Annotated in this window: 17 protein-coding genes and 3 pseudogenes; 6 read left to right on the top strand and 14 right to left on the bottom strand. The window is 50.0% G+C overall.

The annotated features are described in order from the left end of the window. Window positions 1-132 precede the first annotated feature (132 nt). Complete coding sequence (locus QQM41_RS11495) at window positions 133-1,782, top strand: tannase/feruloyl esterase family alpha/beta hydrolase (RefSeq protein ID WP_339077189.1); 1,650 nt, start codon at window positions 133-135, stop codon at window positions 1,780-1,782. Window positions 1,783-1,836: 54 nt separating this feature from the next. On the opposite strand, the pseudogene QQM41_RS11490 reads toward QQM41_RS11495, so the two are convergent. From QQM41_RS11490 to QQM41_RS11465, 6 genes and pseudogenes are all read right to left on the bottom strand, one after another. Then, window positions 1,837-3,347, bottom strand: a pseudogene (locus tag QQM41_RS11490) (MDR family MFS transporter). Between the two features lie 90 nt (window positions 3,348-3,437). After that, window positions 3,438-3,959, bottom strand: a pseudogene (locus tag QQM41_RS11485) (O-methyltransferase); the annotation flags it as partial. Between the two features lie 281 nt (window positions 3,960-4,240). Beyond that, on the bottom strand, window positions 4,241-5,263 hold the full coding sequence (locus QQM41_RS11480) for an IS110 family transposase (RefSeq protein ID WP_041247965.1): 1,023 nt from the start codon (window positions 5,261-5,263) through the stop codon (window positions 4,241-4,243). 261 nt (window positions 5,264-5,524) lie between these two features. Then, window positions 5,525-6,910 (bottom strand): IS1380-like element IS1380A family transposase, encoded by a 1,386-nt coding sequence (locus QQM41_RS11475; RefSeq protein WP_012812583.1) that lies wholly within the window; start codon window positions 6,908-6,910, stop codon window positions 5,525-5,527. Window positions 6,911-7,004: 94 nt separating this feature from the next. Then, a pseudogene (locus QQM41_RS11470) lies at window positions 7,005-7,109 on the bottom strand (methyltransferase); the annotation flags it as partial. Between the two features lie 32 nt (window positions 7,110-7,141). Beyond that, window positions 7,142-7,732, bottom strand: a complete 591-nt coding sequence (locus tag QQM41_RS11465; RefSeq protein WP_339077188.1) for a PadR family transcriptional regulator — start codon at window positions 7,730-7,732, stop codon at window positions 7,142-7,144. Window positions 7,733-8,030: 298 nt separating this feature from the next. Here QQM41_RS11465 and QQM41_RS11460 point away from each other — a divergent pair, with 298 nt between their 5' ends. The 5 genes from QQM41_RS11460 (at window position 8,031) to QQM41_RS11440 (ending at window position 15,501) form a co-directional block, all read left to right on the top strand. Then, window positions 8,031-10,391, top strand: coding sequence for a TonB-dependent receptor (locus QQM41_RS11460; RefSeq protein WP_339077187.1), 2,361 nt, complete (start codon window positions 8,031-8,033; stop codon window positions 10,389-10,391). A gap of 338 nt (window positions 10,392-10,729) precedes the next feature. After that, the gene (locus QQM41_RS11455) at window positions 10,730-11,008 is read left to right on the top strand and encodes a YtcA family lipoprotein (RefSeq protein WP_339077186.1); all 279 of its coding nucleotides are present in this window, start codon (window positions 10,730-10,732) and stop codon (window positions 11,006-11,008) included. Next, a complete protein-coding gene (gene mdtN / locus QQM41_RS11450; RefSeq protein WP_339077185.1) occupies window positions 10,981-12,057 on the top strand; it encodes a multidrug transporter subunit MdtN in 1,077 nt (358 codons plus the stop codon). The genes QQM41_RS11455 and mdtN overlap by 28 nt, the downstream gene beginning before the upstream one ends. Beyond that, the gene (locus QQM41_RS11445) at window positions 12,038-13,864 is read left to right on the top strand and encodes an FUSC family protein (RefSeq protein WP_339077184.1); all 1,827 of its coding nucleotides are present in this window, start codon (window positions 12,038-12,040) and stop codon (window positions 13,862-13,864) included. Before mdtN ends, QQM41_RS11445 begins: the two co-directional genes overlap by 20 nt. Beyond that, entirely contained in the window at window positions 13,861-15,501 is a 1,641-nt protein-coding gene (locus QQM41_RS11440; RefSeq protein WP_339077183.1) for a TolC family protein, read from the top strand. The genes QQM41_RS11445 and QQM41_RS11440 overlap by 4 nt, the downstream gene beginning before the upstream one ends. A 21-nt stretch (window positions 15,502-15,522) precedes the next feature. On the opposite strand, the gene QQM41_RS11435 is transcribed toward QQM41_RS11440, so the two are convergent. From QQM41_RS11435 to QQM41_RS11400, 8 genes are all read right to left on the bottom strand, one after another. After that, entirely contained in the window at window positions 15,523-17,133 is a 1,611-nt protein-coding gene (locus tag QQM41_RS11435) for a B12-binding domain-containing radical SAM protein (RefSeq protein ID WP_339077182.1), read from the bottom strand. 347 nt (window positions 17,134-17,480) lie between these two features. Then, the gene (locus tag QQM41_RS11430; protein ID WP_128106212.1) at window positions 17,481-18,002 is read right to left on the bottom strand and encodes a DUF4142 domain-containing protein; all 522 of its coding nucleotides are present in this window, start codon (window positions 18,000-18,002) and stop codon (window positions 17,481-17,483) included. A gap of 269 nt (window positions 18,003-18,271) precedes the next feature. Then, window positions 18,272-20,548 carry a TonB-dependent receptor gene (locus tag QQM41_RS11425; protein ID WP_339077181.1) on the bottom strand — a complete coding sequence of 759 codons (2,277 nt, stop codon included), beginning with the start codon at window positions 20,546-20,548 and terminating at the stop codon, window positions 18,272-18,274. A gap of 200 nt (window positions 20,549-20,748) precedes the next feature. After that, window positions 20,749-21,567 (bottom strand): mechanosensitive ion channel family protein, encoded by an 819-nt coding sequence (locus tag QQM41_RS11420; protein WP_003630273.1) that lies wholly within the window; start codon window positions 21,565-21,567, stop codon window positions 20,749-20,751. A gap of 324 nt (window positions 21,568-21,891) precedes the next feature. Next, window positions 21,892-23,232 carry a sorbosone dehydrogenase family protein gene (locus tag QQM41_RS11415; RefSeq protein ID WP_339077180.1) on the bottom strand — a complete coding sequence of 447 codons (1,341 nt, stop codon included), beginning with the start codon at window positions 23,230-23,232 and terminating at the stop codon, window positions 21,892-21,894. Between the two features lie 343 nt (window positions 23,233-23,575). After that, window positions 23,576-23,770: a hypothetical protein gene (locus tag QQM41_RS11410; protein WP_019087756.1), complete on the bottom strand. Its 195-nt coding sequence runs from the start codon at window positions 23,768-23,770 to the stop codon at window positions 23,576-23,578. Window positions 23,771-23,783: 13 nt separating this feature from the next. Beyond that, complete coding sequence (gene cydB, locus QQM41_RS11405) at window positions 23,784-24,923, bottom strand: cytochrome d ubiquinol oxidase subunit II (protein WP_339077179.1); 1,140 nt, start codon at window positions 24,921-24,923, stop codon at window positions 23,784-23,786. 14 nt (window positions 24,924-24,937) lie between these two features. Further along, window positions 24,938-26,551 carry a cytochrome ubiquinol oxidase subunit I gene (locus QQM41_RS11400; protein WP_339077178.1) on the bottom strand — a complete coding sequence of 538 codons (1,614 nt, stop codon included), beginning with the start codon at window positions 26,549-26,551 and terminating at the stop codon, window positions 24,938-24,940. Between the last annotated feature and the right edge of the window lie 26 nt (window positions 26,552-26,577).

Genomic DNA, 26,577 nt, shown 5'->3' with positions numbered 1-26,577 from the left:
AGATATCATTCTCTTTTATCATCAACACTGCATGGACCTTACTTTTGGCTCAAGAGGGTTTCCTTTTTCCTCTATTCCCGTCCAGAATGTTATCAATCGCCACGCGAGTGCCGCTTAAAAGCTGTCTGGCGCATGGTACCCTATTATTGTGTCACCTTTTCTGCAGGTTTTCTCATGCCTTATCCGCACCCACTTTCAGCACTGTTGACGGTATTCCCCCGCCGTTTTTCCCTGTGTGTCGCGGGAGCTACCTTGGCAACGCTCATGTTTCCGCACATAGTCCATGCCACAAGCTGCGCAGAACTCGCGCATCAAGCTCTGCCAGATACAACATTTACCACTGTGGAAATTGTGCAAGCCGGTAAGTGGCAGCCACCGCAAAATCAACTCAGCCGCATTATGTCTGCTCCGGGCATGAATGTGGCGGGCCACCCTACACAGGCCCCTAACCCGGCTTTCTGCCGTGTGGCCATGACCCTGCACCCCTCTGCTGATTCACATATCCGCACAGAAGTCTGGCTACCCCTTAAAGGCTGGAATGGTAAATTGTTGGGCGTTGGCAATTTTGGCTGGGCCGGCTCTCTCATGTATTACGGCATGGCAACAGGTGTGGGAGAAGGTTATGCCGTAACCAGCACCGATACCGGGCATGATAGCTCCACCCCGGAAGGCCAAGGCGGCCGCTTTACACTTGGCCACCCAGAAAAACTGATTGATTACGCTTACCGCGCTGATCATTTAATGACCACCACGGCCAAAGCGCTCATTGAAGCATTTTACAAAAAACCTGCCAGCCATGCTTACTGGATAGGCTGCTCACTTGGTGGCCTTGAAGGACTGATTGAAGCAAAGAGATACCCGCAAGATTACGATGGTATTGTTGCTGGTGCGCCCCCCAACCCGATTGTGAACTTTAATGCCGAGCAACTCTGGGCGGGCTGGATGAGCTATCACAATCCGGCCTTGCGTGTATCACGCGATAAGTTTCGTCTGTTAAACACCGCGGTCATGAACGCCTGCGCTTCACCTGTTGGCAAAAAACAAGGCTTTTTGGATGAGCCAGATAAATGCACATTCACCCCAGATCAGCTTTTGTGCAAAGGGGATGATACCTCATCCTGCCTGACGGCAAATGAAGTTCAGGCTGCCAAAAACATCTATCAGGGGCCGGTAAACCCGCAAACGCATGAGGTGATTTTTCCTGGTCCCGCGAAAGGAAGCGAGGATGGCTTTTCTGCCGATGGCAAAGCCTTTCCTGTTGCGTTGGATCTTTTCAAATATGCAGCTTTCCAGAACCCAAATTGGGATTGGACAACCCTGAAATGGGATACCGATATAGAGGAAGCCACACACAAAGTTGGCCCCCTTTTGCATGTTGATGACAATCTCACCCCGTTCTTCCAGCATGGTGGCCGATTGCTGATGTATATTGGCTGGAATGATGGCCATAACCCTGAACAGTTGGCTGGTTATTATCAGGCTCTCCAACACAATGCCGGACCAGAATATCAGAACGACGTTAGGCTGATTACCATTCCCGGTATGGGCCATTGTTACGGTGGCGCAGGGTGTGACACATTCAGCAAGCTTGGTGCCATTGATAACTGGGTGAGCAACAAGCAGGCCCCTGAAACAATTGTGGCATCCCGCGTGAGCAATGGCCAGGTTGTGCGCACGCGCCCCCTCTGCGCTTGGCCCAAAGTTGCCCGGTATGATGGGCATGGCAATATGGATGACGCCAGCAGCTTTACCTGTGTTGCCCCTGATAGTCAGAGCAAATAAGCATAAAAAAGGCCCGGCATGTACCGGGCCTTTTTTATGCGCTGATAATGCTTTCTAGCTTGATCTTACTTTGCGTATCATCAGCCCAACAACCATTAAAAAAGCCAAGAACATAAAGCTGCTGCTTACGCTGAGGCTGGCGCTAATGGCTCCTTTATATGCTTCAGTCACTTGCACATGCATTGCTGGAGAAAGAGCCTGAAGAGCCACCATACCTTTTTCCAGAAACGCAGAAATATCAATCTTATCTGCCATGGCTTGCAACTGATGTTGCAGCGTAAGCGCCATAACCCCTCCAGATAGCGCTACCCCCAAAGATCCGCCCAATGAACGGATAAAGGACATCATAGCCGTAGCAATACCCAACGCATTACTTGGCACCGAGTTTTGGATAATAACGGTGGCGTTAGGCATACCAATACCCATGCCTACCCCCAAACAGCCAAGGCTGATAAGAAAGAACAGAGGCGGTGCGCCATGATGTGCACAATACGCAATCAGGCTGAGCGCTGAAAACTCAATACCCACGCCTCTATCGCAAGCAAAAGCTCGTAACGCTGCGTTTTGGAGGAAACTATCCCCCCCAATATGGAGCTAACAAGCATAGTGCCAACTTGCGGCAGCATCATCAGGCCAGAGGTTGCCGGTGTCTGCCCCAGAACCAGCTGGTAGTATAAAGGCAGAAAAACCAGTGATCCCATCATGGCGAAGGACATAATACCCGTTGCGGCAACGCACACGGAAAAATTGGCAATGCGCAATAACCCAAGATTTATAAGCGGTTCTGGGGCCTGCTTTTCTTGCCGAATAAAAAGATAAAAAACAGCAAGGCTCAAGCCAAATAGCAGGAAGGTTAACGGAGATGTCCAAGCCAGAGATGTACCTACAGAATTGAACAGAAGCAGAAAGCCTGCTGTTGCAATACTCAGCAACCCAGCGCCCAGATAATCAATCTGAGGTTTGGCTTCAGACCGCCCCGCAGGCAGGCTGAACATAATTAACGCAAAAGCCAGCAGCCCAATGGGCAGATTTACAAGAAACACCCAGCGCCATGAAAGCGCGCTTGTAAGCACACCACCTAAAAATGGCCCTGTAACACTGCTTACAGCAAAAGCACCGGTAAAAAGCCCTTGGTAACGGCCACGTTGCTGGGGCGTTACCATATCGCCAATAACGGTTTGTGACAGGGTCATCAGCCCACCTGCCCCAACACCTTGCAAGCCCCTGAACAAAATAAGCTGCCACATATTCTGCGCGATCCCGCACAGAAGCGATGCAAACAGAAAAGCCCCAATACTAAACGCCAGCAATGGCCGCCTGCCAAACATATCAGACAGTTTGCCATACATAGGCGTTGCAATGGTGGAGGTTAACATAAACGCTGTAACCACCCACGACATATGGGCCAAGCCACCGAGATCACTTACAATGGTTGGCAGAGCTGTTGAAACAATGCTCTGATCAAGCGCCCCCATAATCATGGTCATGATAAGACCGATAAACACAAGAATGCGCGTAGTGGGAGAATAGGCAGATGAGGTTTCCGCCGCAGAAGATGACTGCACGTAAAGGTCCTGTAACTATCAAAAATAGATCATAAGTTGGGTAACAGGTATTATGAGCAGCCCATGATGTAAAACCTGTTACCCGGAGCTTTACTCCGCTTCAAAACGGCTTACCTCTATACCCGTCCCAACTGGCAACAAAACACTCGAAATGCCGGGTAATGCGCGTATGGCCTGCCCATAGCGTTTTACATCTTCTGTGCCGGGTCGGATCATATTATCCGCCACAATAATTGCGCCGGGGTTAAGGCGTGGATAAAACGCCTTTAGGCAGGGTACATAAAGATCTTTCCAAAGATCAACAAAAACAAAATCTACTTTTCCGCTCAGATCATCAATCATCTGCACAGCATCACCTACGCGGAAATCTATCCAATCCGCCAAACCTGCCTGCTGCGCCATTTGTTGGGCATAAGCAGATTTATACTCATGCAGTTCCATCGTAATCAGCTTGCCGCCCGCAGCACGCGCAGCTTCAGCAAGCCAGATGCCAGAATACCCAAAGGATGTGCCGAGCTCCAGAATAGTTGGGCTTTTCAGGCTCTTGGCTAGAATATTCAGCAATTGCCCTGTTTCCGGGCCGATGGAGCGCATGCGCTGGTCATGCCCTCCACGCGGATTTCTTCTGTGGTTACCGTCCGTTATGCAAGAGTTTTCTGACCCATATTGACGTGTGATCGTGTGCGGTCTTCTGTAAGGCCTGTTGATGTGGCCTTTCAGAAGCCACTGGCCGGTATGGTGATCAGCGGATCAGATCCAAATCTCACAGGCGTGCTTTAAAGCACAGAGAAATCCACTGGTTTTTCCGATCCGGATCAAACGATCATGCGCCCATTCAGGTCATCGCCCTCTCACACCCCTACCGGTTCCATCCGCGGAAGCCGAGCCATCGCTCAGGCTGCCACGGACAGGGCCGGATCCCGATAATCCTCCTGTTTTGTTGCCATGGCCCAGATGGCTCGTGCCATCCTGTTGGCCAGCGCAATGGCTACCAGCATACGGGGCTTGCGGGCCAGCATCCGTGCCAGCCAGCTTCCCGGTGCAGGGGCCTTACGGCTGGCCCAGTTCACCTGGGTCATGGCGCCCATGATGAGAAGCCTGCGGATATCAGCCTGCCCGGCTTTTGATATCTTCCCCAGCCTTTCCTTTCCGCCAGATGAGAACTGACGGGGCACCAGCCCCAGCCACGCAGCAAAGTCGCGCCCGCGCCGGAAGCTCTGCAGGTCAGGCGCAAAAGCTTCAATCGCAAGAGCGGTCAGAGGACCCACTCCAGGCATGCTCTGCAATCTGCAGGTGTTTTCACTTTCCTGGGCAAGCATCCTGATCTTCTTTGTTCTGACATCAATCCGCACACTCTGCTCCGAAATCTGTCGCAGCAGATCAAGGCATTCCTGCTTCACAGCCTCTGGCAGAACCGCCTCATCCAGCATGGCTTCAATGTGTCTGATATGCGCAATCCCCTGTGGCACGACGAGACCGAATTCATACAGAACGGCACGCAGGGCATTCACCAGTTCCGTGCGCTGGTGCACCAGACGCTGCCGGGCCCGGAAAAGAACGCCACGCGCCTGCTGCGCTTCAGTGCGTGGTTCGACAAAGCGCATTTCCGGCTGACGGGCCGCAATGACGATCGCTTCCGCATCAGCAGCATCGTTCTTCTGGCGCTTCACGAAAGGCTTCACATACTGCGGAGCGATCAGTCTGACCTCGTGACCAGCTCCTGCCAGTTCGCGAGCCCAGTAATGCGCGCTCCCGCACGCTTCAAGAACGACCAGAGCAGGCGGCTGCGTGGCCATGAACTGCATAAACTGCTGACGACGCAGCTTTTTGCGAAACATCACCTCGCCCGCACGCGAAGCTCCATGAACCTGGAAAATGTTCTTTGCCAGATCAACGCCTATCACTGTATCCTTCATCTGCCGTCCTTTCGCGCAGTCGTTTCTTTCAACGACCATTCTGGCACATTGCGATGCCGTGCGGGGAGGACGGCAACCACCCCATCTCACACTTGAGGCAATTTCGGGTCATTTTGTAGAATTCAGTCATCCCACAGGAGCCCGATCTGGAATATTGACGATATTCTGCTTCTGGCGGCGGGTTCTGAACGCAGTGAGGGTGTCACGGCCTGAGAAGGCAGTGTTGGTGGAAGCTATGTGGTCTGTGCACTGTCTGTTTCTTCAGATGGCCTGCCGGAGCCTTCGCAATCGTGCATGAGCGAGGGCGAATTCGTGCTGACAGGGGAACATGTCCGGCATGAACAGGACAATCCGACGGACGCTGAGCGTTACACGTGTCGCGATTTTGAGCAGTCGTGCGCGTATGGTGCCACAGGTCGCCGTCTCCAGGCTGGTCTGGCCAAGGGCCAGTCTTTGCAGAGCGGTCAGCAGGACATAGGCTGCGGCCGAGAACCACAGCCGGAGCTGGTTGGCCCGGATGGTGTGGGACGAGGTCCTGTCTGAGAACAGATCCATCTGGCATTCCTTGATGCGGTTTTCCATATCCCCGCGTGCGCAGTAAATCTGTTCGTAGAGATGGCGGGGGTCGGACATTCCCTGCGGTAGCGTGGTGACAATAAAGCGATGATAGCGGTTGCCGTGGCGCCATTCGGCCTTGGCCACGACCCGCCTGCGGCGCGTCCAGCTGTCCTTTGTGATCCAGTCAAAGGAGGCGAAACCGCGCGCAGCTCTGCCTGTCGTGGCGGCTTCGTCACGAACCTCAGCGGACAAAGAGGCAATCCGGTCATACAGGCGGGTGTTGCCTGCAAGCCCGAACAGGAAGTCAACGTGGTTGTCTTCGCACCATGTCATCAGACTGTCCCGGGCGAAACCGCTGTCCCCACGCACCAGGATACGCACCCGGGGCCAGCGGTTCCTAATCTGCTCCACGATCCGGCTGATGTCTGCCAGTGCTTCCTTCCCCGGGTCCCGGTCTGCCGTGCGCAGGGTGGCGCTCAGGAGATGGTCTCCGCAGAAGATGTATAACGGCAGATAGCAGTTATGGCCGTAATACCCATGAAAGGCCCGGCCTTCCTGATGGCCATGGATACGGTCATCGGTGGCATCCACATCCAGAACGATCCGGGCGGGTGCGCGCTCATGCTGGTCCATGAAGAGCGTCACGAACAGGGTAGCCAGGGCCTCATGATCAGCAATGATGCGGCAGTAACGATCTGCCTTGTGGCCACTGCGCTCCAGCCGGTTCAGCGTGGATTTTCCTGCCAGTGCTGCGCAGTTTGCCCGGCCTCCTGACAGACGGCCCGAGGCCAGACCAAAGATCAGGTCATGCCGCAGGGCATCGTGATCATTGAGATCTTCATAGCCCAGTGCCAGGCCCATGATCCGCTGACGGACAAGGTCTTCAACCCGGTATTCCACAAAGCCGGGATGCCGCTTATCGCGAAAACAGGCAGCAAAGCGGCGGCTGAGACCCAGAATGTCATCAGCCTGCTTCACCAGAATGACGCCCCCATCCGAACTCATGCGACCCCCGTCAAAACGGGCCACAACACGCCGTCCACAGGAGGCTGGAAATTCATACGCGCCTGCGCTACACTCTGTCTGCATCGGGTTTTCTTATAGCTTACGAAAATTTCTTTTACACAAAATAGACTTTTTCATAATCTAACCCGATGTACAACCCTTCTGTGAGATTTCCGCGTCCATCACGCCCGCCGGGTGCTTCCACACGCGGCTGGCTGCGTTCTTGCTGCATACGTTCATGATAGAGGGTGAGAACTACCTGAATTTTGTCATCCATGATCATCTTTCCTCTTACTATGGTTGCAGCTTACGCCTTTAAACCTGCCCAATACCCCGTGCAGCCTCATCTAATAATGCTGCAATTTTTTCTTCTGCAGCCAGATCAAGTCCTCCGTTACGTAACCGAAGACGTAAGGCCGTTTTCAGGTTTTCCATGCCGCGCATCACAGGCATGGGAATATTCTTACGCCCTCCCCTTCCTTCAGGTTCCGCCGTCGCTGCACGAGAGAGGATTTCCTCCAACCCGACCTTATTGGCAGATAGAAACGCATCACCTTCTGGCGTTATCTGGTAGTTTTTACGGCTTTCCCCTTCAGATGGGCGGATATACCCTGCTTCTTCCAACCATGTGAGGGTAGGATAAATAACGCCGGGGCTTGGGGTATAGCTTCCCGCAAATTTTTCTTCGATATCCTTGATAAGTTCATAACCATAAGTCGGTTTTTCTGAAATCATCTTCAGAACCAGCAGGCGAATTTCGCCATAATCAAAAAGCCTGCCACGGCCACCGCGCCGGCCTCCACCCCGACCATGTTGGTGGCGATGTTTCCCTCCAGAACCAGTTGTTCCTTCAGGGGAGAAAACCTGGCGGTTACGACCGCCTGCGTGTTTATGTCTGTGCTTCATGATTCCGATATATATTCCGATATATCGTATGTAAAGATATATCGGAATATATATCTTAGAGTCTTTTCTGCCCCTACCCTATTCACAGAAGCCATCTGCACACGCGCGCAAGCACACAAATAAGGCAAAACACAAACGATCAATATTTTGCCGTATACACAGAACTCCCGTTTTTTAGAAAATCCATGAATGTTTTGTGAATACTCTATGTAATATAAATGAATTTTTATAATTCTTATCAAACACCCAAGAAAAGTCGGATAGGTTGCGGCGCCTTATGGGGAGATGAGACACCGCAATGAAAAAGTTCCTTATCCTGAGCACAGTTTGTTTATTTGCTCAAAACACCGCAACCATAGCCAAAGCGAGCAGCAACCCCGATAAACATAAAAATCACGCTCCCCTTGCCGCAAAAAAATCGGCCAAATTACCGAAAGCTAAGGATGAGAATGTTGACGTCGTCTCGCGCAAGACTGCAGGCGGCGGCATGATGGTAAAACAGACATCTGCCAAAACGATAAGCTCACTTTCCCATAGCTATATCGAAATGCAGTCCCCCACCTCCACAATTGAGTCACTGATCCAGACAGTGCCTGGTGTCGTTTCTGCCAGTGAAGGCCCTCTTACCACGTCATTTTCTACCATTCATATTCGTGGCATGGCGCAGGCAGAAATTGGTGTCACGCTTGAAGGTATGCCCGCAGCCAACCCATTTACGTACAGCACCTACACCCCTTCTCTCGTTGATAGTGAGAATATGGGCCAGGTGAATGTAATGCAGGGTTCGGTGGACATTAATTCACCAACCTACAACGCAACAGGCGCTGAAGTTTCCGCCACCGTGCGCCACCCGATGGATCGCCAGAATGTGCATGTTGCAGCCTCTGGTGGGTCTTACGGCACCAACAAAGACTTTATCCGCTACGATACGGGAGAAATCGGGCATTCCGGCGTGCGGGGCTTTGTATCAGGTTCCTACGCACGGAGTGATATGTGGCGTGGTGCTGGTGATATCCGCAAATGGCATGTGGATGCAGCGCTTACAAAAAGCTGGGCACCCGGTAGCCATTCAGAGGCCATTTTTGGTTTTACAGATGCTGCTCAGGGTGAATGGCTTTACCCCTCCTTGGCGAACTGGAAAACCTACGGCACAAAATATGGCCTGAACAACCAGTTTTACAACGGCGATACGCACTACGTTGGGCTTAACGGCAAAAATACCGGGGCTATTTATGGCACATTAAAAAACCATTTCAGCTTTGGCCATGGCCTGAGCCTGGATGCACAAGCCTATTCTGTTGAATTTCATGGTCCTTATTATTACGGAGAAACCGTACCCGTTGCCAATGGTTACGCGGGGGCAGAAAAATACGCGCATCTTGATGATTATAAAAACCTGCCTGGATATGATCCATCAGTAAGCAAGCTGACATCTGTTGAAGTTTCAGACTGGTATACAATTTCCTCCGGCTTAACGCTTACCGGGCATTGGAAGCATAAGTTCAATACGCTTAACTTTACCTATTGGTATTCTTACGCTCAGGAAGCGGCCTCCCAGAAGTTTTACCCTGTGAATGGCAGTGGACATTGGAACTCCAATGGTGCCCCCCTTACAGCCAACGGCGGCCTGCTTATTAACGAAGATAATGAAAACGCCTTACAGCAGTTGAATAGCTTTGCCGTGGACGACAAAATGTCGTTCCTGCATGACCGCCTGACTATTGATGGTGGTATTAGAATGGTCATGGCTAACCGCCAATACACCCAAGATCTACCAGGCGTAACGGCAAGCAAATCCATTAAAAACGTGTTTGTTCCCTCACCACAGGTGCTTATCAATTACCGCTTTAATCCGAACCATCAGATCTATGTAAACGGCACAACCGGTTACCACTTGCCAGCGGGGCTGAGTTCACAGCTTGCCTCTTACAGCTACAACAATGGCAAGGCGACATCTCTCCCGATGTCTGATTACAAGCCGGAATATATGATTACGGAAGAAATAGGCTATCGCTATAGCGGCCTGTTTATGGCCAATCTGGCCGGCTTTCATTATAACGTAACCAACCATCAGGTTTCGGCTGTAAGCTATGAACCGGGCTCAACATCAACAATTTCACAGTTGATCAATGCCGGTGGCATGGAGGCCTATGGTATTCAGGCTGAACTTGCCACGCGCCCCTGGCACCACGTTAGTGCTTATGCATCTGGCCAGTATATGCACACTAAAAACGGAAACAACATTGCCTATGCAGGAGATTATCTTGCAACAAAGGGTAAGCAGGAAGTTGGCGCCCCGCAATTCTCAGGCTCATTGGGGCTGACCTATAATGATGGCAAATGGTTCGGCAACTTTACGCTGCAATATACTGGCACCCAGTACGCCACGCTTATGAACGACCAGAGCATTCCCGGTTACGTTACGGCCAACCTTGGCTTTGGCAGACGCTTGCCGCAAATTGGCCACGTCTCTCCTAAAATCAAGCTAAACCTCGTAAACCTTGGCGATAACCATTATCTGTCTTCAATGTATGGTTATACAACAAACGCCAAAACACAGCATGGTGTGCTTACGGGCAAGAGCCTGTCTGGTTCACAGCCCACCTACGTTATCGGTTCTCCGTTTGTGGTCACTGCTACTCTTTCTGCTGATTTTTAATCCGATACATCACTATAATATTTAAGCGGCTCTGCGCTCTGTTTCTTAAAAGCAGTGCGCAGAGCCGTTCTGTTTCATACAGTTATTCCAGAAACATCTGATCTTTCTATTTTTGCAGGTTGTTTGCGTTATTTTCCATTCAACCTCCGGTAAATGCCGATTACGCACATGGCATAAATGTTTTGATGCTTGACATTTATTTCGCACTTCCCCCATTTTAACATCGTTAAGTTTGGGTGGTTTTGAAAGTGAATCTGTTTTTCTGCCTATTCTTTCACTGGAAACATGCTAACCGAAAAAACACCGAACACTGATCACAGAAAAGTCTTCTTGCCCGCATGATACCCAGCCCCTCCCATAGGTTCCTCTCTGTTTTACTCGTTCCTCTGGTTAGCGGGTGTACATTTCGGGGGGTACCTTCCTTCCCTATCGTTGGTGCTTATTTTCCTGCTTGGATGGTGTGCGGAATAACGGGTATTGCGGTCGCACTAACCTTGCGCGTTATTTTCCTCCTAACCGGAATTGATGCTCTTTTGAGCTTTCGTCTTTTTACCTATGTTGCTTTGGGTGTTCTGGCTGCCTTGGCATTATGGGTATTTGTGTTTGGGCCGGGTTAATGCAGCACGTGCGTATTTCAGGCAAGAAGCCCTTAGGTATTCTTATTGCGGTTGCCTGTATTGGAACGGCAAGCCTATGCGGTATTGTTGTTGCCCATAAAAGCAATAGTTACCCAAGTTCCGATAGTGCAAGCATTGATGCCGAACTGGTGCATGTAGCCTCCACCGTGGGTGGACGCCTGATTGACCTGCGGGTTCACGTTAACCAGCATGTGCACAAAGGCGATGTATTGTACCGCCTAGACCCGGAACCTTACATGCTGACCGTAAGGCAAGCCGAAGCCAATCTGGAACTGGCAAATGCTGAAGTAGAAAACCAGAAGCGACTAGTTGGTGTTAAAACCGCCAATGCAGCTGTGGCTACGGACCAGATTACCCGCGCCCAAACAAACCGCGATCTTGCTGCCCGCACAACAGAACGCCTGAAACCCCTAGCCGGAAAAGCCTATATTCCATGGCAAGAATACGATCAGGCACGGGTGGCACTGCATAACGCTGAAGTTTCATTGGCGCAGGCTCACCAACAATCTATTGCCGCAGATATGGCGGTGGGTAACCTTAAAAGCTCTCTGGCGGCACAGGCTGCAAGTCAGGCCACACTGGATCATGCACGTTATGAACTCCGCCAGACAACTGTAACCGCCCCTGCTGATGGATACGTTACCAGCCTACAAGTAAAGCCCGGTGAGGTTCTGGCACCATCACAAGTGCTGTTTACCCTGATTGCGGATGATGCATGGTACGTTACCGCCCCCATCCGTGAAATTCACCTTTCGTCCATTCATGCAGGCGATTGTGTCACGGTTTATTCCATGATCGATCGGCATACGCCGTTACATGGGCATGTAGAAAGCATTGGTTGGGGCATTATGTCTGCTGATACAACCATTCTTGCGCGTGCGCTCCCTATTGTGCCACGACAGATGGATTGGGTGCATGTTGCCCAGCGTTTTCCTGTACGTATCAAGATAGATGATATACGGCCTGAACTGTTACGCATGGGAGCCACTGCTAATGTAGAGATCCGGTATGGTGCCGCCTGCCACTGACCTCTCCCCCGAGCAAGGTGAGCAAGATAGGAATAGTTCTCCTAAACTCACACTCTCACGCATATGGGCGTTAGTGTGCAACCCAGCACCCGGCCGCCTTGGGTATGCTTTACGTATGGCTGCAGGATGCACAGCCACGGTATTGGTTGGAGAAGTATGGCAAGTGCCTGATCTGGCCGTGCCAGCCCTTGTTACCATGGCGTTGTGGCAGAAAGACCGCGTTACCAATGCTGTAGCTGCTATTGGCCTTAACATCATTATTCTTTTTCTATTGGCCTTTGTTTACGGGCTTATCCGGCTTACGCTGGATCATCCTCTTTGGCTGATTATTGTTATTGCACTGCTCTCTTTTGGGTTTTTCTTTCTGGGTTCAGCCAGCAAACTCAAGCCTGTGGCCTATATGCTTGGGCTGATTATCGTTTACGCCCTTATTGCCATTGATCAGGTTCCCGTAGGGGAAATTGTAACCCGCGCCGTGCTGTATGCAGACCTTTTTCTGGCTGTGCCGGGTGCAGTCATGGTTGTGCTTGGGCTACTTATCTGCCCCTCCCCCAAAACACTCCTTACAGAAGGCATAACGGAACGCCTTAAGCTTTCCATTTCCTTATTACAAAACCCGGATCCCACATTGCTTGATCATGCAAGCACCCTTCTAAACACAGGGGCTTCTGAGATGATGCGCAATGTCAAAATGGCCAAGCTGGAAAAAATCTGGTCACCACAGGATCTGGCCTGCCTGCAACAAGCCGCAAATGCCAGCGTTGCCGTTTTGGCTCTTTCATGCAACGCCGCACGGTCAGGTGCAACCGCGTCTGCTGAATTGCTGGGCACGCTTACTGAAATGGCGACAATCTTTGCTCAAGGAGATTATCCTACCAGTATTACTCCTCCTGCAAACCCAGAAAAATGTGTAACGCTACGCAAATTGGCCTCCCTTCTGCCAACCTTCACCACACCGATAACAGAGGACTCCAAAAAATTTGAAGAGAAATCAGGGTTTTTCGCGCCTGATGCATTTAGTAATCCTGATCATATTCGCTTTGCCGTAAAAGGTACTGCCGCGGTTATGAGCAGTTATCTTTTATTCAAAATGCTAGATTGGCCAGGCATTCACACCTGTATCATCACATGTTTTATTGTTGCACTCCCCACTACGGGCGAGATGATATCTAAATTAACACTTCGTATTACCGGTGCTCTTATTGGTGGAGTGGTTGGTATTTTAAGTATTATTTGGGTTATGCCGCACCTTGATGGCATAACCGGCTTTCTGGTGCTTGTTTTTGGCGTGTCACTTCTGGCGGCTTGGGTCAAAGCAGGTAATCAGCGGATCGCCTATGCAGGATTTCAGATCGGCTTGGCTTTCTATCTGACCGATCTGAACGGCTATGGCCCAACAAGTGATATGACAACAGCGAGAGACCGCATTGTCGGGATCATGATTGGTAATTTTATTACTTACGCCATTTTCACCAGTTTCTGGCCCGCAAGTGCCCGCAATCTGGTGCCAGTAAAGCTGAAAGCTATTTTCCAACTTTTACGCAAACAGGAACAGGCTCCCACACTTCAGCAACGCGAGGCCCTGTTTGCGCAAGCTCAAAGCGCATTGGATGCCGCAAAACTGACGCTGGAATACACTCAGACGGAACCAGTCAATCCGGGCGCAAACACACACCAACTCCAGTACCAATTGGCTACGTGGCATAGCACATTGATCCAGGCTGATCATTTAGCTACCACCTTGCTGGAAGATACCCCAGCGCACACCACCGCATATATCGAACAACTGGAACGCAACGCACAATGACCCATAATCCTTTCCGGCTTGTTGCTTATTGTGCGGTTATGATGCTTTGTGGATGTGCAACGCAGGAACTGGAAACAGCCCCTGCCCAGCCCAATGCGCCGTGGGAACCAAATCTTTCTGCTAATGGTGAAATCAAACCCGGACGTGCAAATGCCCACGGCCTGGTTCTGCCACCGGGCTATACGCTACCGTCCAACAAGCAGATTGAAATACGCCCGGCTGATGCCGCCATAACAACACAAGCAGGACACGCTTACAGTCTGGCAGAATTGATTGACATTGCCCAATCCACCAACCCCGATACACGCCGGGCATGGGATACTGCACGAGATGCCGCATTGGCCGTAGGCATAGCCAAAAGCACGTATCTTCCGCGTCTTACTGCAACAGTCGTCGGCGGTTATAACCGTGCACGCAATAATGGTGATACTCCCAGCATCAGCAATGGAGGCGCTGCGGGAGAAATATTTAATGGCGGGGTTACCAATTTTAATAACCTTATTGGGGGCATGCGTAATTCGCATTCAGGTGCTGGGGAAATTCAAACATTAGGTTTGGAATGGTTGCTTTTTGATTTTGGTAAGCGAGAAGCTATTCTTGCTGCCGTTCAACAGGCCCAGATTGGCGCGAATATTCTATTTACCGCAGAACACCAGAAAATTATCTATAGTGTGACGATCGCTTTCTATACACATGCGGCAGCCGTATCCCGAGTGCATTTTCTGGAAAAAGCTCTAGAAAACGCCAAACGCGTGCAGGAAGCCGCGCAAGCGCGCCTTAAACATGGGCAAGGCACTATTGTAGATGTTACACAAGCCCAACAGGCTACAGCCCAACAGGCTACAGCCCAAACAGAACTCCGTCTTGTTCAGGCACAAGGCGATGTTGAAAACACGTATCTGGAACTTGTTAACGCTATCGGCATTTCGCCCCGCACTCATTTTGAAACAGAGAATATATCTGGCAGACCTTTGGCATTGGATGATACGCGCCTGAGTGATGCCTTTATTCAACAAGCTGTTTCACGGCGTGCAGATGTTCTTGCAGCGTATGCCCATGCAAAAGCTGCAAGAAGCCAGGTTGCTGCTGCTAAAAGCGAATTTCTGCCAAAGATTTTTGTAACCGGAAACGTGGCCTATACAACCGGCCACTTGGCACTTTCTTCTGTGCCGGGTGTTGGGAGTGATTCCTCTCCCACCCTCAACCTCTCTTCCAATTCACTCAGCAGTGTTATTCTTGGTGGCGTTTCCGTGCCAATTTTTGATGGTGGTATGCGGGCTGCACAACTTAAGCAGGCACAGGATCAAGCTGACAGTGCCAACGCAGCTTTACAGAAAACGGTTGATTCATCCGTTAAACAAATTGTGGTAGCAGAAAATGCCCTACACACAAGTTTGGCCGCTTATGCATCCTCCGGCAAACTTGAAATAGCCGCACAAACAGCTTTTGATGCCGCATATGCTGCCTACCGCAATGGTGTTGGGTCTATTGTACAAACGTCTCTAGCTGAAAATGGCTTGGTAGATGCAACACTCAGCCATTCCGATGCCTATTATGCCACACTTATTGCGGCAGCTGGGCTGGCATTCGGCACCGGGGCGCTTGACCACAGCACGCCAGAATATCAGCCTTATTAAGTTCTTTCTGTATCCGCCAAGTTATGCAGCAGGTTCCAGTTCTGCGGCCTGCACTGCTGCAACCTTTACTGCTGGGGCATGCCAACGCCCTTCATCTACATCCTTAATTTCCCTATCAATTTCACGCACTACCTGCCGTGAAAATGGGCCGAGATGCAAATAAAGTGCGCTCGTCATTACCACATAAGGTATTGCCTTGGGGTTATGCAGGCCACAATCAAGCATCATGCGCCAGAACTGTTTGGCTGTTCCGGGGCCTGCACGATGAATACGGAAAAGCAATCGGATAAAGCTGCGCAAATCACCCCGTATCATTTTATGGGCACGCTCACGCTTAAGCATCCGCCCCATGCGGCGGACACGACCAAAATATGCAACCGGATTATAAATTTCTGCTAGCACGGTTCTGTAATCATTCAATACATCGCGGCGTGGCCGGTTTGTTTCAAAATTCAGCCCCGCCGTGCACTGATCCCCAGATTGCGTCTGCTCGCCCCCAGAAAACAGGCGCCCCTCTGCCAGCAGGCGCCGTGTAAGCTGTGTTGTTGGCAGAGCATATAGTAACCCAACCATGCAAACCGGAATGGCTGTATCTTCAATACAGTCCACCATCCCTGCTGCAACACTGCCTTTTTCACTATCAAAGCCAACAATAAAACCAGCATTTACAAAAATGCCGGCTTCATGAATTTTGGTAATGCTTTCTTGCAGGCTGCGTCGGGTATTCTGCTTTTTCTGCGTCATCACCAGCGTATCTGTATCGGGGCTTTCTATCCCGATAAATACGGCAAAGAAATTTGTCTCTGCCAGACCGCGCAGCAAATCCGTATCATCTGCAAGATTGATAGATGCTTCGGTTGAAAACTCAAACGGAAATTTCTTTTTATTCTGCCAGAGTTTCAAGTCCGGCAAAAATTTCTTGAGCGCTTTTTTATTGCCAATCAGATTATCATCAACAAAATCCACATGTCCCCGATAACCAAGAGCATATAATGCATCCAGTTCAGCAAGAACCTGCGCGTTTGTTTTGGTCCGCGGCACACGCCCATACAACTCAATAATATCGCAGAACTCGCAGCTAAACGGGCACCCGCGTGAGAACTGAATACCTACATGCAGGTACTGGTCGAGCTTTAACAGATCAAAGCGCGGCAGAGGACTTTTGGTAACGTCTGTTTTGCCCATAGGAGCCTTAAAGACGCCCTGTGTATCCCCGTTACGCCAAGCCGTTATGAAATCAATCATGATTTCTTCCGCTTCACCCAGCACCTGAAAATTTGCTGCGCTATACAGATCTGGGCTGGAGGTGACATCTGGGCCTCCAACCACCACAGGCTTATTGCTGGCACGGCACATTTCTATAATGCGTAGAGCATCATTTCTTTGGGGAAGCATGCCGCCGGTCATGACCATATCCGCCCAAGCGAAATCATCATCCGTCAAAAGCTCGGTATTCCGGTTCACCAACCTCACCTCCCAGTTTTTGGGAAGCAGCGCTGCAACCGTAATCAAACCAAGGGGAGCTGCCGGATAACGTGCCCCAGCCAGATCACAGGCTTCTTTATAATTCCAGAATGAACTGGCGTTAAAAAGAGGGAAGATCATCAAGACCTTGCAGCTATCGGTCGTCACAGAGATATCCTTTGATTGAACAGCTGATCACAATCAAAGTGGACGATATCTCGCTCTCTTCGACGGCGCACAGCCCCCTGCAGGGCTTGGGTTTCCTATGGAGGGTGAAGTGCTCTGGACACCTTCCATATGGGCGTCGTTCTGAGAGCAGAGAGCGGCAAGAGCCAGCAAAAGGTCGTTACACGACCTTTCATCTGAGTGAATGCTGCTTATACGCTCAAGAGCGCATGTATTGCAAATCAATCACTGTTCCAGAAGAAAATGACATACCAAGGTGCGCATTACCTTGGCAGGATATTTCCCGCCGTGAACGCTCGCGCTCTACAGCTTAGATCATCAAGGCAGTTTTATTGGGGCAGATTCTTTGCCAATCTCAGATGCTCTTCAAGCGTTGGCACGGTGCTGGCAGCCCATTTTTTCAGGGCAGGATTATCCCCATTCTTTGCGTAACGCTGGAAAAGCGAGAGCGCATTTTCATGCGCTGTTATCTGATCTTCCCGGTACTGCCGCACAAAACTTTCACCATGCAGGCCATGGAGCGTATCAAGCTTTTTTTGGCTTGATTCATCAACATCAACTGGCAGCGTGTTGTTCATGTTGTTATCGCTCACAATCTGCTTCAGCTCCGCCGAAGTTTTGTGGTGATCTTCTATCATTTTAGATGCAAAATCTTTAAGAGAAGGCTCTGAAAGTGCTTGTTGACTGGATTGAATCTCAAAAAGATCACTCCATACAACAGCCTGAATAAAATCATCTGTTTTAGGTGCTATGCCCATAACAGAATTGATGCCTGTCCGTTCTGGTAAAGATTCAGCAAGCGCTGGCGCAGCAACACACAAAGCCGCAACAAGAAAGTACATTTTTTTCATTAGTATTGTCCTTTTGGAAGCGGTGATTTTCTTACAGAAAAGATAAATCCGCACAGTGCGCACTGTGTTGAACGGCACCCTTTACTAAAGGTTTCACACCATCAAAGAACAATTTTCTCTTTAAATAATTTTTATTTACAAAATAACTTTTAAAAATTTGGAAACTTTGTTTCTCAAAAGAAAATCGTGGCCTCATGCACATATCAAAAAACCGGATGCGACAAAGCGACATCCGGCCCTAAACAATAGCATCTTCTAATATGGCTGTATCAGAGATCAGCGCTTACTGAAAACTTAAATGTTTCCGGGTCACCCATAACCAGATCGCTCTGATAAACAGAGGCCCAATAACGTTGGTTTCCAACGTTATCGACTTCAAACCGTGCTGTAAGAGGCTTGTTATGCACCAAAAAGGTATAACGCGCCCCCAGATCAAACCGGGACCACGCAGGCAAATGTGCTGAATTAACGTTATTAAACTGCTGCTTGCCAGTGCTAACCACACGGCCAACAAGCGTTAGCCCTTTTACGAAGGGGACATCGTATTCCAGATTGCCGTTAATTGTATAATTTGGAACACCAATAACGGTCTTGCCATTATATTCCCCACCTGCTGTGTGCACCTGCTTGGCATCAATCAGCGTGAGGCCCCCATTAAACCGCAAACCGCGCAGGATTTCTCCGTTGAATGTCAGCTCCATACCCCGGTTTCTCTGCTTACCACTTTGGGTATAGATAGATTCACCCGTATCTCCGTAGGGTTCTGTCATGCCATACGGCATGGATGTCTGGAAAAATGCAACGCCAGCAGAAAAACGGCCCACATCATACTTGGCACCTACCTCGTACTGCGTGCTCTGATACGGCGCAAAGGTTTGCCCTGCATTGACGTAGGTAGAACCAACAGTCGTGCCCGCAGAAAGCCCCTGAATACGGTTAAAATACAACGCAAAATTCTTAACCGGGTGCACAACAAGGCCAATAACAGGGGAAAAGGCTGAAGAATTATAATGCGAAAGTAGGCTACCACTTCCGTAATTATAGGAATCTGACAGGATATCCTGATAACGAAAGCCACCTGTCAAAGCGATACGATCGTGCCAGAAAGTCATCGTATCTGACAGAAACAAACTATAGAGCTTATTCCATGAAACGCGTCCCGGGTTGCGCAGGCTCCCTCCGGCATATGTTTCATTGGGCGTAAACTGGGTGGGATGATAAATGTTTCCAGATTCCCCTACCAAGCTCATGGCATAGGCTGCATCTGATTCTTCCCAAATTGCAGAACCACCCGCATTGATTTCGTGCTTGATAAAACCTGTGTTGACATGCGCACGCACACCTGCCTGCGTTGCCTCGTTCATCACATTATAAGCATCTGCCATGGCCCCCACAGATCCATCCCCTGTACGAGAATTGGTAAGCGTGGTTGTGGCATAATTACCCATTTCGTTCCCACTCTGGGCACCAAATTTTGCGTAGGTGGTAATATGCTCACCAAAGTCATGTTCAATATTCAACGTACCGAACAGGTAGGACAAATCTGTATAAGCCCAGCGCTGTCCCCAGTTTTTTGATGGAGATGTTGCCTTGGGCGTGGGCATATCTGTTGCAAGGCTGGAAACAATAATGGCACTGCGTCCACCAAAAACCTGCTGTTTCTGGTAGTTCATGTTCATATTGATGCGCGTATCATCATTATGCCAATCAAAGGAACCGCCAAGGGCAATATCATCATGCCGTTCCCCCTTGATGGGTGTTTCGCCATCCATGCCTGCGGCATTGAAGCGGAAACCATAAGCACGGTCTTTGCCAAAACGGCGGCTGAGATCAAAAGCGCCACCACCCTGCCCGCTGCTTGTATAATCACCTGTTACGCGTGTGATATCAGTAGAAGCTGCGCGTTTGGGAATAAGATTGACATTGCCGCCAATGGCAGATCCCCCCGGCGCGGCACCATTCAAAAACGCGCTGGCACCGTTGAGAACCTGAACTGAATCATAGAGTTGTGGTGAAACAAGCTGGCGTGGCGTTACACCATACAAGCCATCAATCGCGATATCATCGCCATACAGGGTAAAGCCACGTATCTGGAAAAGCTGAGCGTAATTGCCGTACCCCATTGTTGTACGAACAGTTGGGTCATTCAGCAGAACATCTCCAAGCGTTTGGGACTGCTGATTCAGAATAAGGCTGGAATTATAGCTCCGTATATTAAACGGAACATCTAACCCCTTTTTATGCCCTAATGCCCCGAGATCCCCTCCGTTGGTGACATACATACGGTTATTACGCGATGCCTTAACAACCAGATCCTCCTGCTTGGCTGCAACTGAATCTGGTGTCTGTTTGTTTTGCCCCTGCTCCGCCTTTTTTGCATGATCTGTATTTGGCTGTTTTTTAGCTGCAAGTGGCGCACGAACAGCCTTTTGTGACGATGCTACATCTTCTGCTCGTACGTAATCAGAAAAGAAAACGCCTTCTCCAACACCTGCAAGCAGGCTGGAAACACAAAGCGCATTCAAACAAAACACACGAAAACTCATGGCAAGGCTCACTGCATGGGAACGGCCCGCGCCTTATCAAGCAACTAAGAATAAATTGCAAGTACGTACTTCCATGAGTTTTCGTTGGGTCTTCTGCAAGGCACTCAAACTCCAACTGAATCAAAAAAGGGGTAGGACAATGCCTACCCCTTGCTTCCAAATTGATGGCTCTTATGAAGCCCCAACAGGAATAGCGTGTATTATGCGGCTGGTCGCGCAGTTACCCCCAAACGATAACCTTCACGCTGAAGCACCTTGATTGAATCCTCGGAATACTTTGCCACGAGAGATGAAACATCCCCCGGCGCACACCAGAATCCCAAAGTGACCTGAATATTTGCAGGCTTGGGTAAAAAGGAAACCGAAGCAGCCGGATCTTTCAAAACCAGCGGATCTTGTTCTGTCAGCCCCAGCAACAGCGTCCGTGCTTTATCAAGATCATCATTATAATCAATCAGCAAACTGACTGAGCCCAAAAGCCTGTCAGATTCCGAGCTGTTAATAACAATGTTGTTTGAGAGCGTTCCGTTGGGAACATAAATAATTTCGTGGTTTGCATCCAGCAGTACAGTGCGGAACATCTCAATGGATGTCACCGTGCCTGAACTGCCACCTGCAGTAATGGAATCCCCCACCTTGAAAGGACGGAACAGCAGAATCAAAACACCGCCAGCAAAGTTTGCAAGGCTACCCTGTAGCGCCATACCAACAGCCAAGCCTGCTGCACCCAACACCGCAACAAAGGATGTTGTTGCAATACCTACCATGGAGGCAACGCTAATAAGCAAAAGAGCTTTTAGGAACAGCCCCACAACGCTGAGTAGAAAACCACGGAGTGTGGGTTCTATATGGCTGGCGGTCATCATCCGGCCCATTGCCCGCGTTACAGCGTTAACAACTTTCCAGCCTACAAAAAGAACAATCAATGCCAGAACAAACTGGCTTACATACCCTAACAATACAGGCAATAGCCCGCTTAATTGCGCCCAAATTGAATGAACCTGATTTTCCATAATCATCCCTAAATCATATTTCGCGGTTGCTACACGGCAGCATGTAGCGCCCGCACCTTCCTGACATGGTAGGATATGTCACGGCTATCCGTCATCATTATGGCCTGACTAAAATTTATACATATTGTTGTGAATTGGTTAACCACACATCGCCACCGCACTGAGGCGTCCGGGCGTGAGGCCGGATTCTGCGGCACACAGTGTCATAACTCTGTGCATATACCTTCATGATATTGAAAGCATATGCACATGTTCGGCACCAAAATCACATAACTGTGATCCGTATTTTATTATCCTGAATGCAAGGATCACATTTCAAGGCGATGGGCACTATGGGTTCTGCTCTGTCACACGCCATACGACATTGCCAACATCATCAGCAACCAGCAGCGCTCCTGAACGATCAAGTGCCAGGCCTACCGGCCGCCCATGCACATGTGCTTCATCAGATGTTAAAAAGCCCGTCAGAACATCAATAGGCATTCCTGCTGGCTGACCATCGGCAAACGGCACATAGATAACTTTGTAGCCACTTTTAGGCCTACGGTTCCATGATCCATGTTGCGCTACAAACAACCCATGTCGCCAAGCATCGGGAAGTTGGATGGCGTCATGAGAAAACGCAATCCCGATGGATGCAGTATGCGCCCCAACCGCGTAATCAGGCACAACAGCTTGCGCCACAAGATCGGGACGCTGAGGTGAAACACGGCTATCAACATGCTGGCCGTAATAGCTATACGGCCAGCCATAAAACGCCCCTTCCTTCACGGCGGTAATGTAATCGGGCACAAGATCACTACCTATTTCATCCCGCTCATTTACCGCTACCCATAGGGCACCGCTATCTGGTTCAAAAGCCAAGCCATTGGGGTTACGCAGGCCGGTTGCATATGGGATGAGCTTTCCTGTGGACAGGTCAAGTTTGTCTATCCGCGCCCGCCCTTCTTCAACCTCCATACCGTTATCGGCAACATTGCTATTGGATCCGATAGTTACGTACAAAAAGCTGCCATCTGGGCTGGCAAGCAAGTTTTTAGTCCAGTGATGGTTATATCCTGCAGGTAGGTCCACCACTTTGGTACCCGGCGTATTAATCTGCGTATCGCCATCATGATAAGTAAAACGCAAAATCTCATTGGCATTGGCCACATAGAGATCATTCCCTATCAGAGCCATCCCAAATGGAGAATAAAGATGATCCAGAAAAACCGTGCGCGTATCTACAGTTCCGTTCCCTGATGTATCACGCAGCAGAATAATCCGGTTGGGGCTGGCATTCCCCGCCCCTGCTTTGCCCATGACAAATCCGGCAATACGGCTTTTAACAGTTTTAACATCTGTTTTGGGGGAATTGCTCTCGGCCACCAGAATATCACCGTTGGGCAATTTATAGAGCCATCGCGGGTGGTTCAGGTTCTTTGCATAAGCCGTAACAGCCAGCCCCTGTGCGGGTGATGGAGCTTGCGTGCCCGACCACCCAATAGGCGTTGCAATATTAACCGTTGGGAACAAGGTATGGTTGGGTTTTGGAAGATCAGGACTAGGACCAAACCCGGCGGCAACAGGCAACACTGCTGCTTCTGGATGCAATAAAAGTTTCCACCCAGCAGCACTGATAACCGCAAGGCTCAGCACGCCAACGCTACCCCAGTACACCCATGTTTTCATAACATTCTCTCGGTTTTATGTTACGACCAAGATCATGCACCCAACAAGGAAACCTGTGCTCCATTCCTTGAAAGAAAAAACAAGAACAGAACAAGCTTAAGCACAACAGCATGATCGTCTGGTCAATGCGTAGTGCCTGTGTAACATCCGAACATCTTGGCAGGTTCCACTATCTGCCACTTATATTACCTGCTGCACCCAATAATGGCGCCACCCACATATGTTGGGGTGGCACCTTTTTATTATGGGAACCAGCGCCGTCCGCACCGATAAGCAATAAGGTAAAGCCCCATATACACAACGGGAATAAAGAAAATAATCCGTTCGAGATCACCCATCATAGTCAGATTTCCTCATCGGATGAAAGGTTGGATTGAGCATCCAGCATAATAGCCCCTGCCCCAGAAATCAGAATGATCATGACCGTGCCGATCACCCACGCAAAATACCAAGGCCCCTGGTCCCCCACAAACACGGCAAACAACAGGGAAACCACAAGAACAACAGCCAGACCAGCCAGACGCAAAAGCTTTGTCATCACGACCTCACAATCAGTAGCTATGGGTATCGTTTACGACATCAGCGGTATGAACTTTCCCGCGCATGACGTAATAACACCACGAAGTGTAGGATAGAATAATCGGCACAAAAATGGCGGCCACAGCCAACATACAGCCCAAGCCATATTCACTTGCCGTGCTGTTCCATACCGTCAGGCTTTGATCTGGCACGGTGGAGGACGGCATCAGGAATGGAAACATAGCGCAGCCAACAGTCATAATGGTGCCAGCCCATGCACCCAGCCCCAACCACCAGGCCACTACCGTGCGGCCAGCCGCCAGCATGGCAGAACCTGCCAGCATACAAACCACCCCCACAACAGGCAGCGCCCACAAGGCAGGATAATTGTGGAAATTATGCATCCACCCACCAGCAACTATGGCGACTGATTGCCCATGTAGCGGGTTTGCTGGCATGGCAGGATTAACCGGAGCCTGCATGACAAATCCGGGCAAAAACTGCATCCACACGCCACCAGCCACAAACAGGATGGCCGCAAATATACCTCCGGCAATGGCATAATGCCGAGCACGCGCCCAAATTGGGTTATCAGCCCGCAGCATCAGCATAGCCCCACCCTGATAAATGCTCAGGCTAACGGACATAAGGCCACACAGAATGGCAAAGGGGTTGAGCAGATAAGACAGGAAGGATTCATCCTGATAATACTGCCCTGTCCATCCAAAATGGTATCCTACCCCTTCCAGAATATTCCCAAAGGCTGCGCCGTAGATAAACATCGGCACAAAGCCCGAAACAAGAAACACCCAGTCCCAGCTTGCGCGCCATAGTCTGCTATCTGCCTTGGAGCGATATTCAAACGCGACCGGACGTAAGATCATGCTGAACAGCAGCGTGATCATGACCACGTAAAAAACCGAGAACGATGTACCATAGAGTGTGGGAAAAGCGGCAAAAATTGCCCCTCCTCCCAAAATGAACCACACTTGGTTGCCATCCCAATGCGGGCCAATAATGTTAAGTGCCGTACGGCGTTCGGCATCATTACGCCCTACAAAGCGCAATAATGTCCCAACCCCCATATCCATGCCCACCATGGTGCCAAGGCCGATAAACAGCACACCCAGCATAACGGCCCAGACTATTTTCAGTATCGCGTAAAGTTCCATATCACCGTGTCCTATCAGGAAGCCGTGGAGTGCATGTCAAAGGCAGACGGTTTGGGAGCATCATGCTGAGCATGGGGTTCCATACTGTCGTGCTCTGGCCCCAGACGCGCAAACTTGAACATGAGGTAAAGTTCTGCGGCAATAAACACACTGTAAAGCAGCACAAACCCGATGAGCGAAAACACCATGTAAGACACACCATGGCTTGAGGCAGACAGGAATGTTGGCAGCCAGCCAAATACTGTCCACGGTTGACGGCCTGCTTCAGCCGTAATCCACCCAAACTCTGTTGCCAAAATTGGCAAAGGAATAGACCACATACACAGTTTTAAAAGAAGTTTGTTATGCTCCAGACGACGCTTCAGGCTGATATATGCCGAGATAGCAAACAGCGCGAAGAACCATAGGGAGAGAAACACCATAAACCGAAAAGACCAGAACGTAACAAACACGTTGGGGAGAATATCGGGCTGGGTTGCTTTCACCACAGTATCAATCTGATTTTCAGGAATGTTCGTAACATCCTGATTGGGCGCGTGTCGGGCTGCCAACAGGCCATACCCCATATCCTGCTCATGCTGCGTAAACAGAGCAAGATCTGCATCGCTATGCGTTACGCCATAGCGGCGCAAGGCGCTTACAGCCTCAATACCCGAACGAATACGCGGCCCGGCAGCATCTTCCAGTTCGTGCATACCCGTAATAGGCTGATCAAACGTATGGGTAATCAGCGGAGTAAGTACAAGCGGCACACCAACTTCAAAATGGTTTTCCTGCTTGGCATCATCTGGCAGCGCGGCCAAAATCCACGGCTCAAACGGTGGTTTACTGGTATGCCAAAGGCCTTCAATTGCCGCAATTTTGGTCGGCTGCTTTTCATAATCCAACCGCCCCAGCACATCTCCCAGCGTGATAACTGCCACGGTGGAGATAATGCCAAACAACGCCGCCATACGGAATGAACGCGCTGCAAACTGCCGGTGCTGACCGCGCAAAAGATAAAAAGCACTAATCCCCATCACAAACATTGCCGCAGAAACGTAACCCGCAACAGATGTATGTACAAACTTGGCCTGTGCATCTGGATTGAAAACCAGATTTACAAAGCTTTCAAACTGCATACGCATGGTTTCTGGATCAAAATGTGCACCTTCGGGCACATTCATCCCGGCATTGGCAATCAGTATCCACAGGGCTGACAAATTGGAGCCTAGAGCTACCAGATAAGTAACGGCCAGATGTGCCTGCTTGCTCAGCCGATCCCACCCAAAAAACATGAGACCTACAAAGGTAGATTCCATAAAAAAGGCCATCAGGCCTTCAATAGCCAAGGGCGTGCCAAACATATCCCCAAAGAAGTGAGAATACATGGACCAGTTGGTGCCAAACTCAAATTCCATTGTGATGCCGGTTGCAACACCAATGGCAAAGTTGATACCGAACAGTTTGCCCCAAAACTGCGCCATATCTTTATAAATCTGCCGGCCGGTAACGACGTAAACCGTCTCCATAGCTGCCAGCATGAATGTAAGGCCAAGGGTAAGCGGCACAAACATGAAGTGGTACAATGCCGTCAACGCAAATTGAAAGCGCGACAGATCGACGACATTGGGATCAATAAATTCCACCGTCAGATCTCCTGATTACGGTAAAA

The organism is Acetobacter sp. AC2005 (genome assembly GCF_037901235.1).
GTDB classification, from domain to species: Bacteria; Pseudomonadota; Alphaproteobacteria; order Acetobacterales; family Acetobacteraceae; genus Acetobacter; species Acetobacter oryzoeni.
Note: the sequence above shows the minus strand (reverse complement) of the source record. Positions and strands in the feature narration are given on the sequence as shown.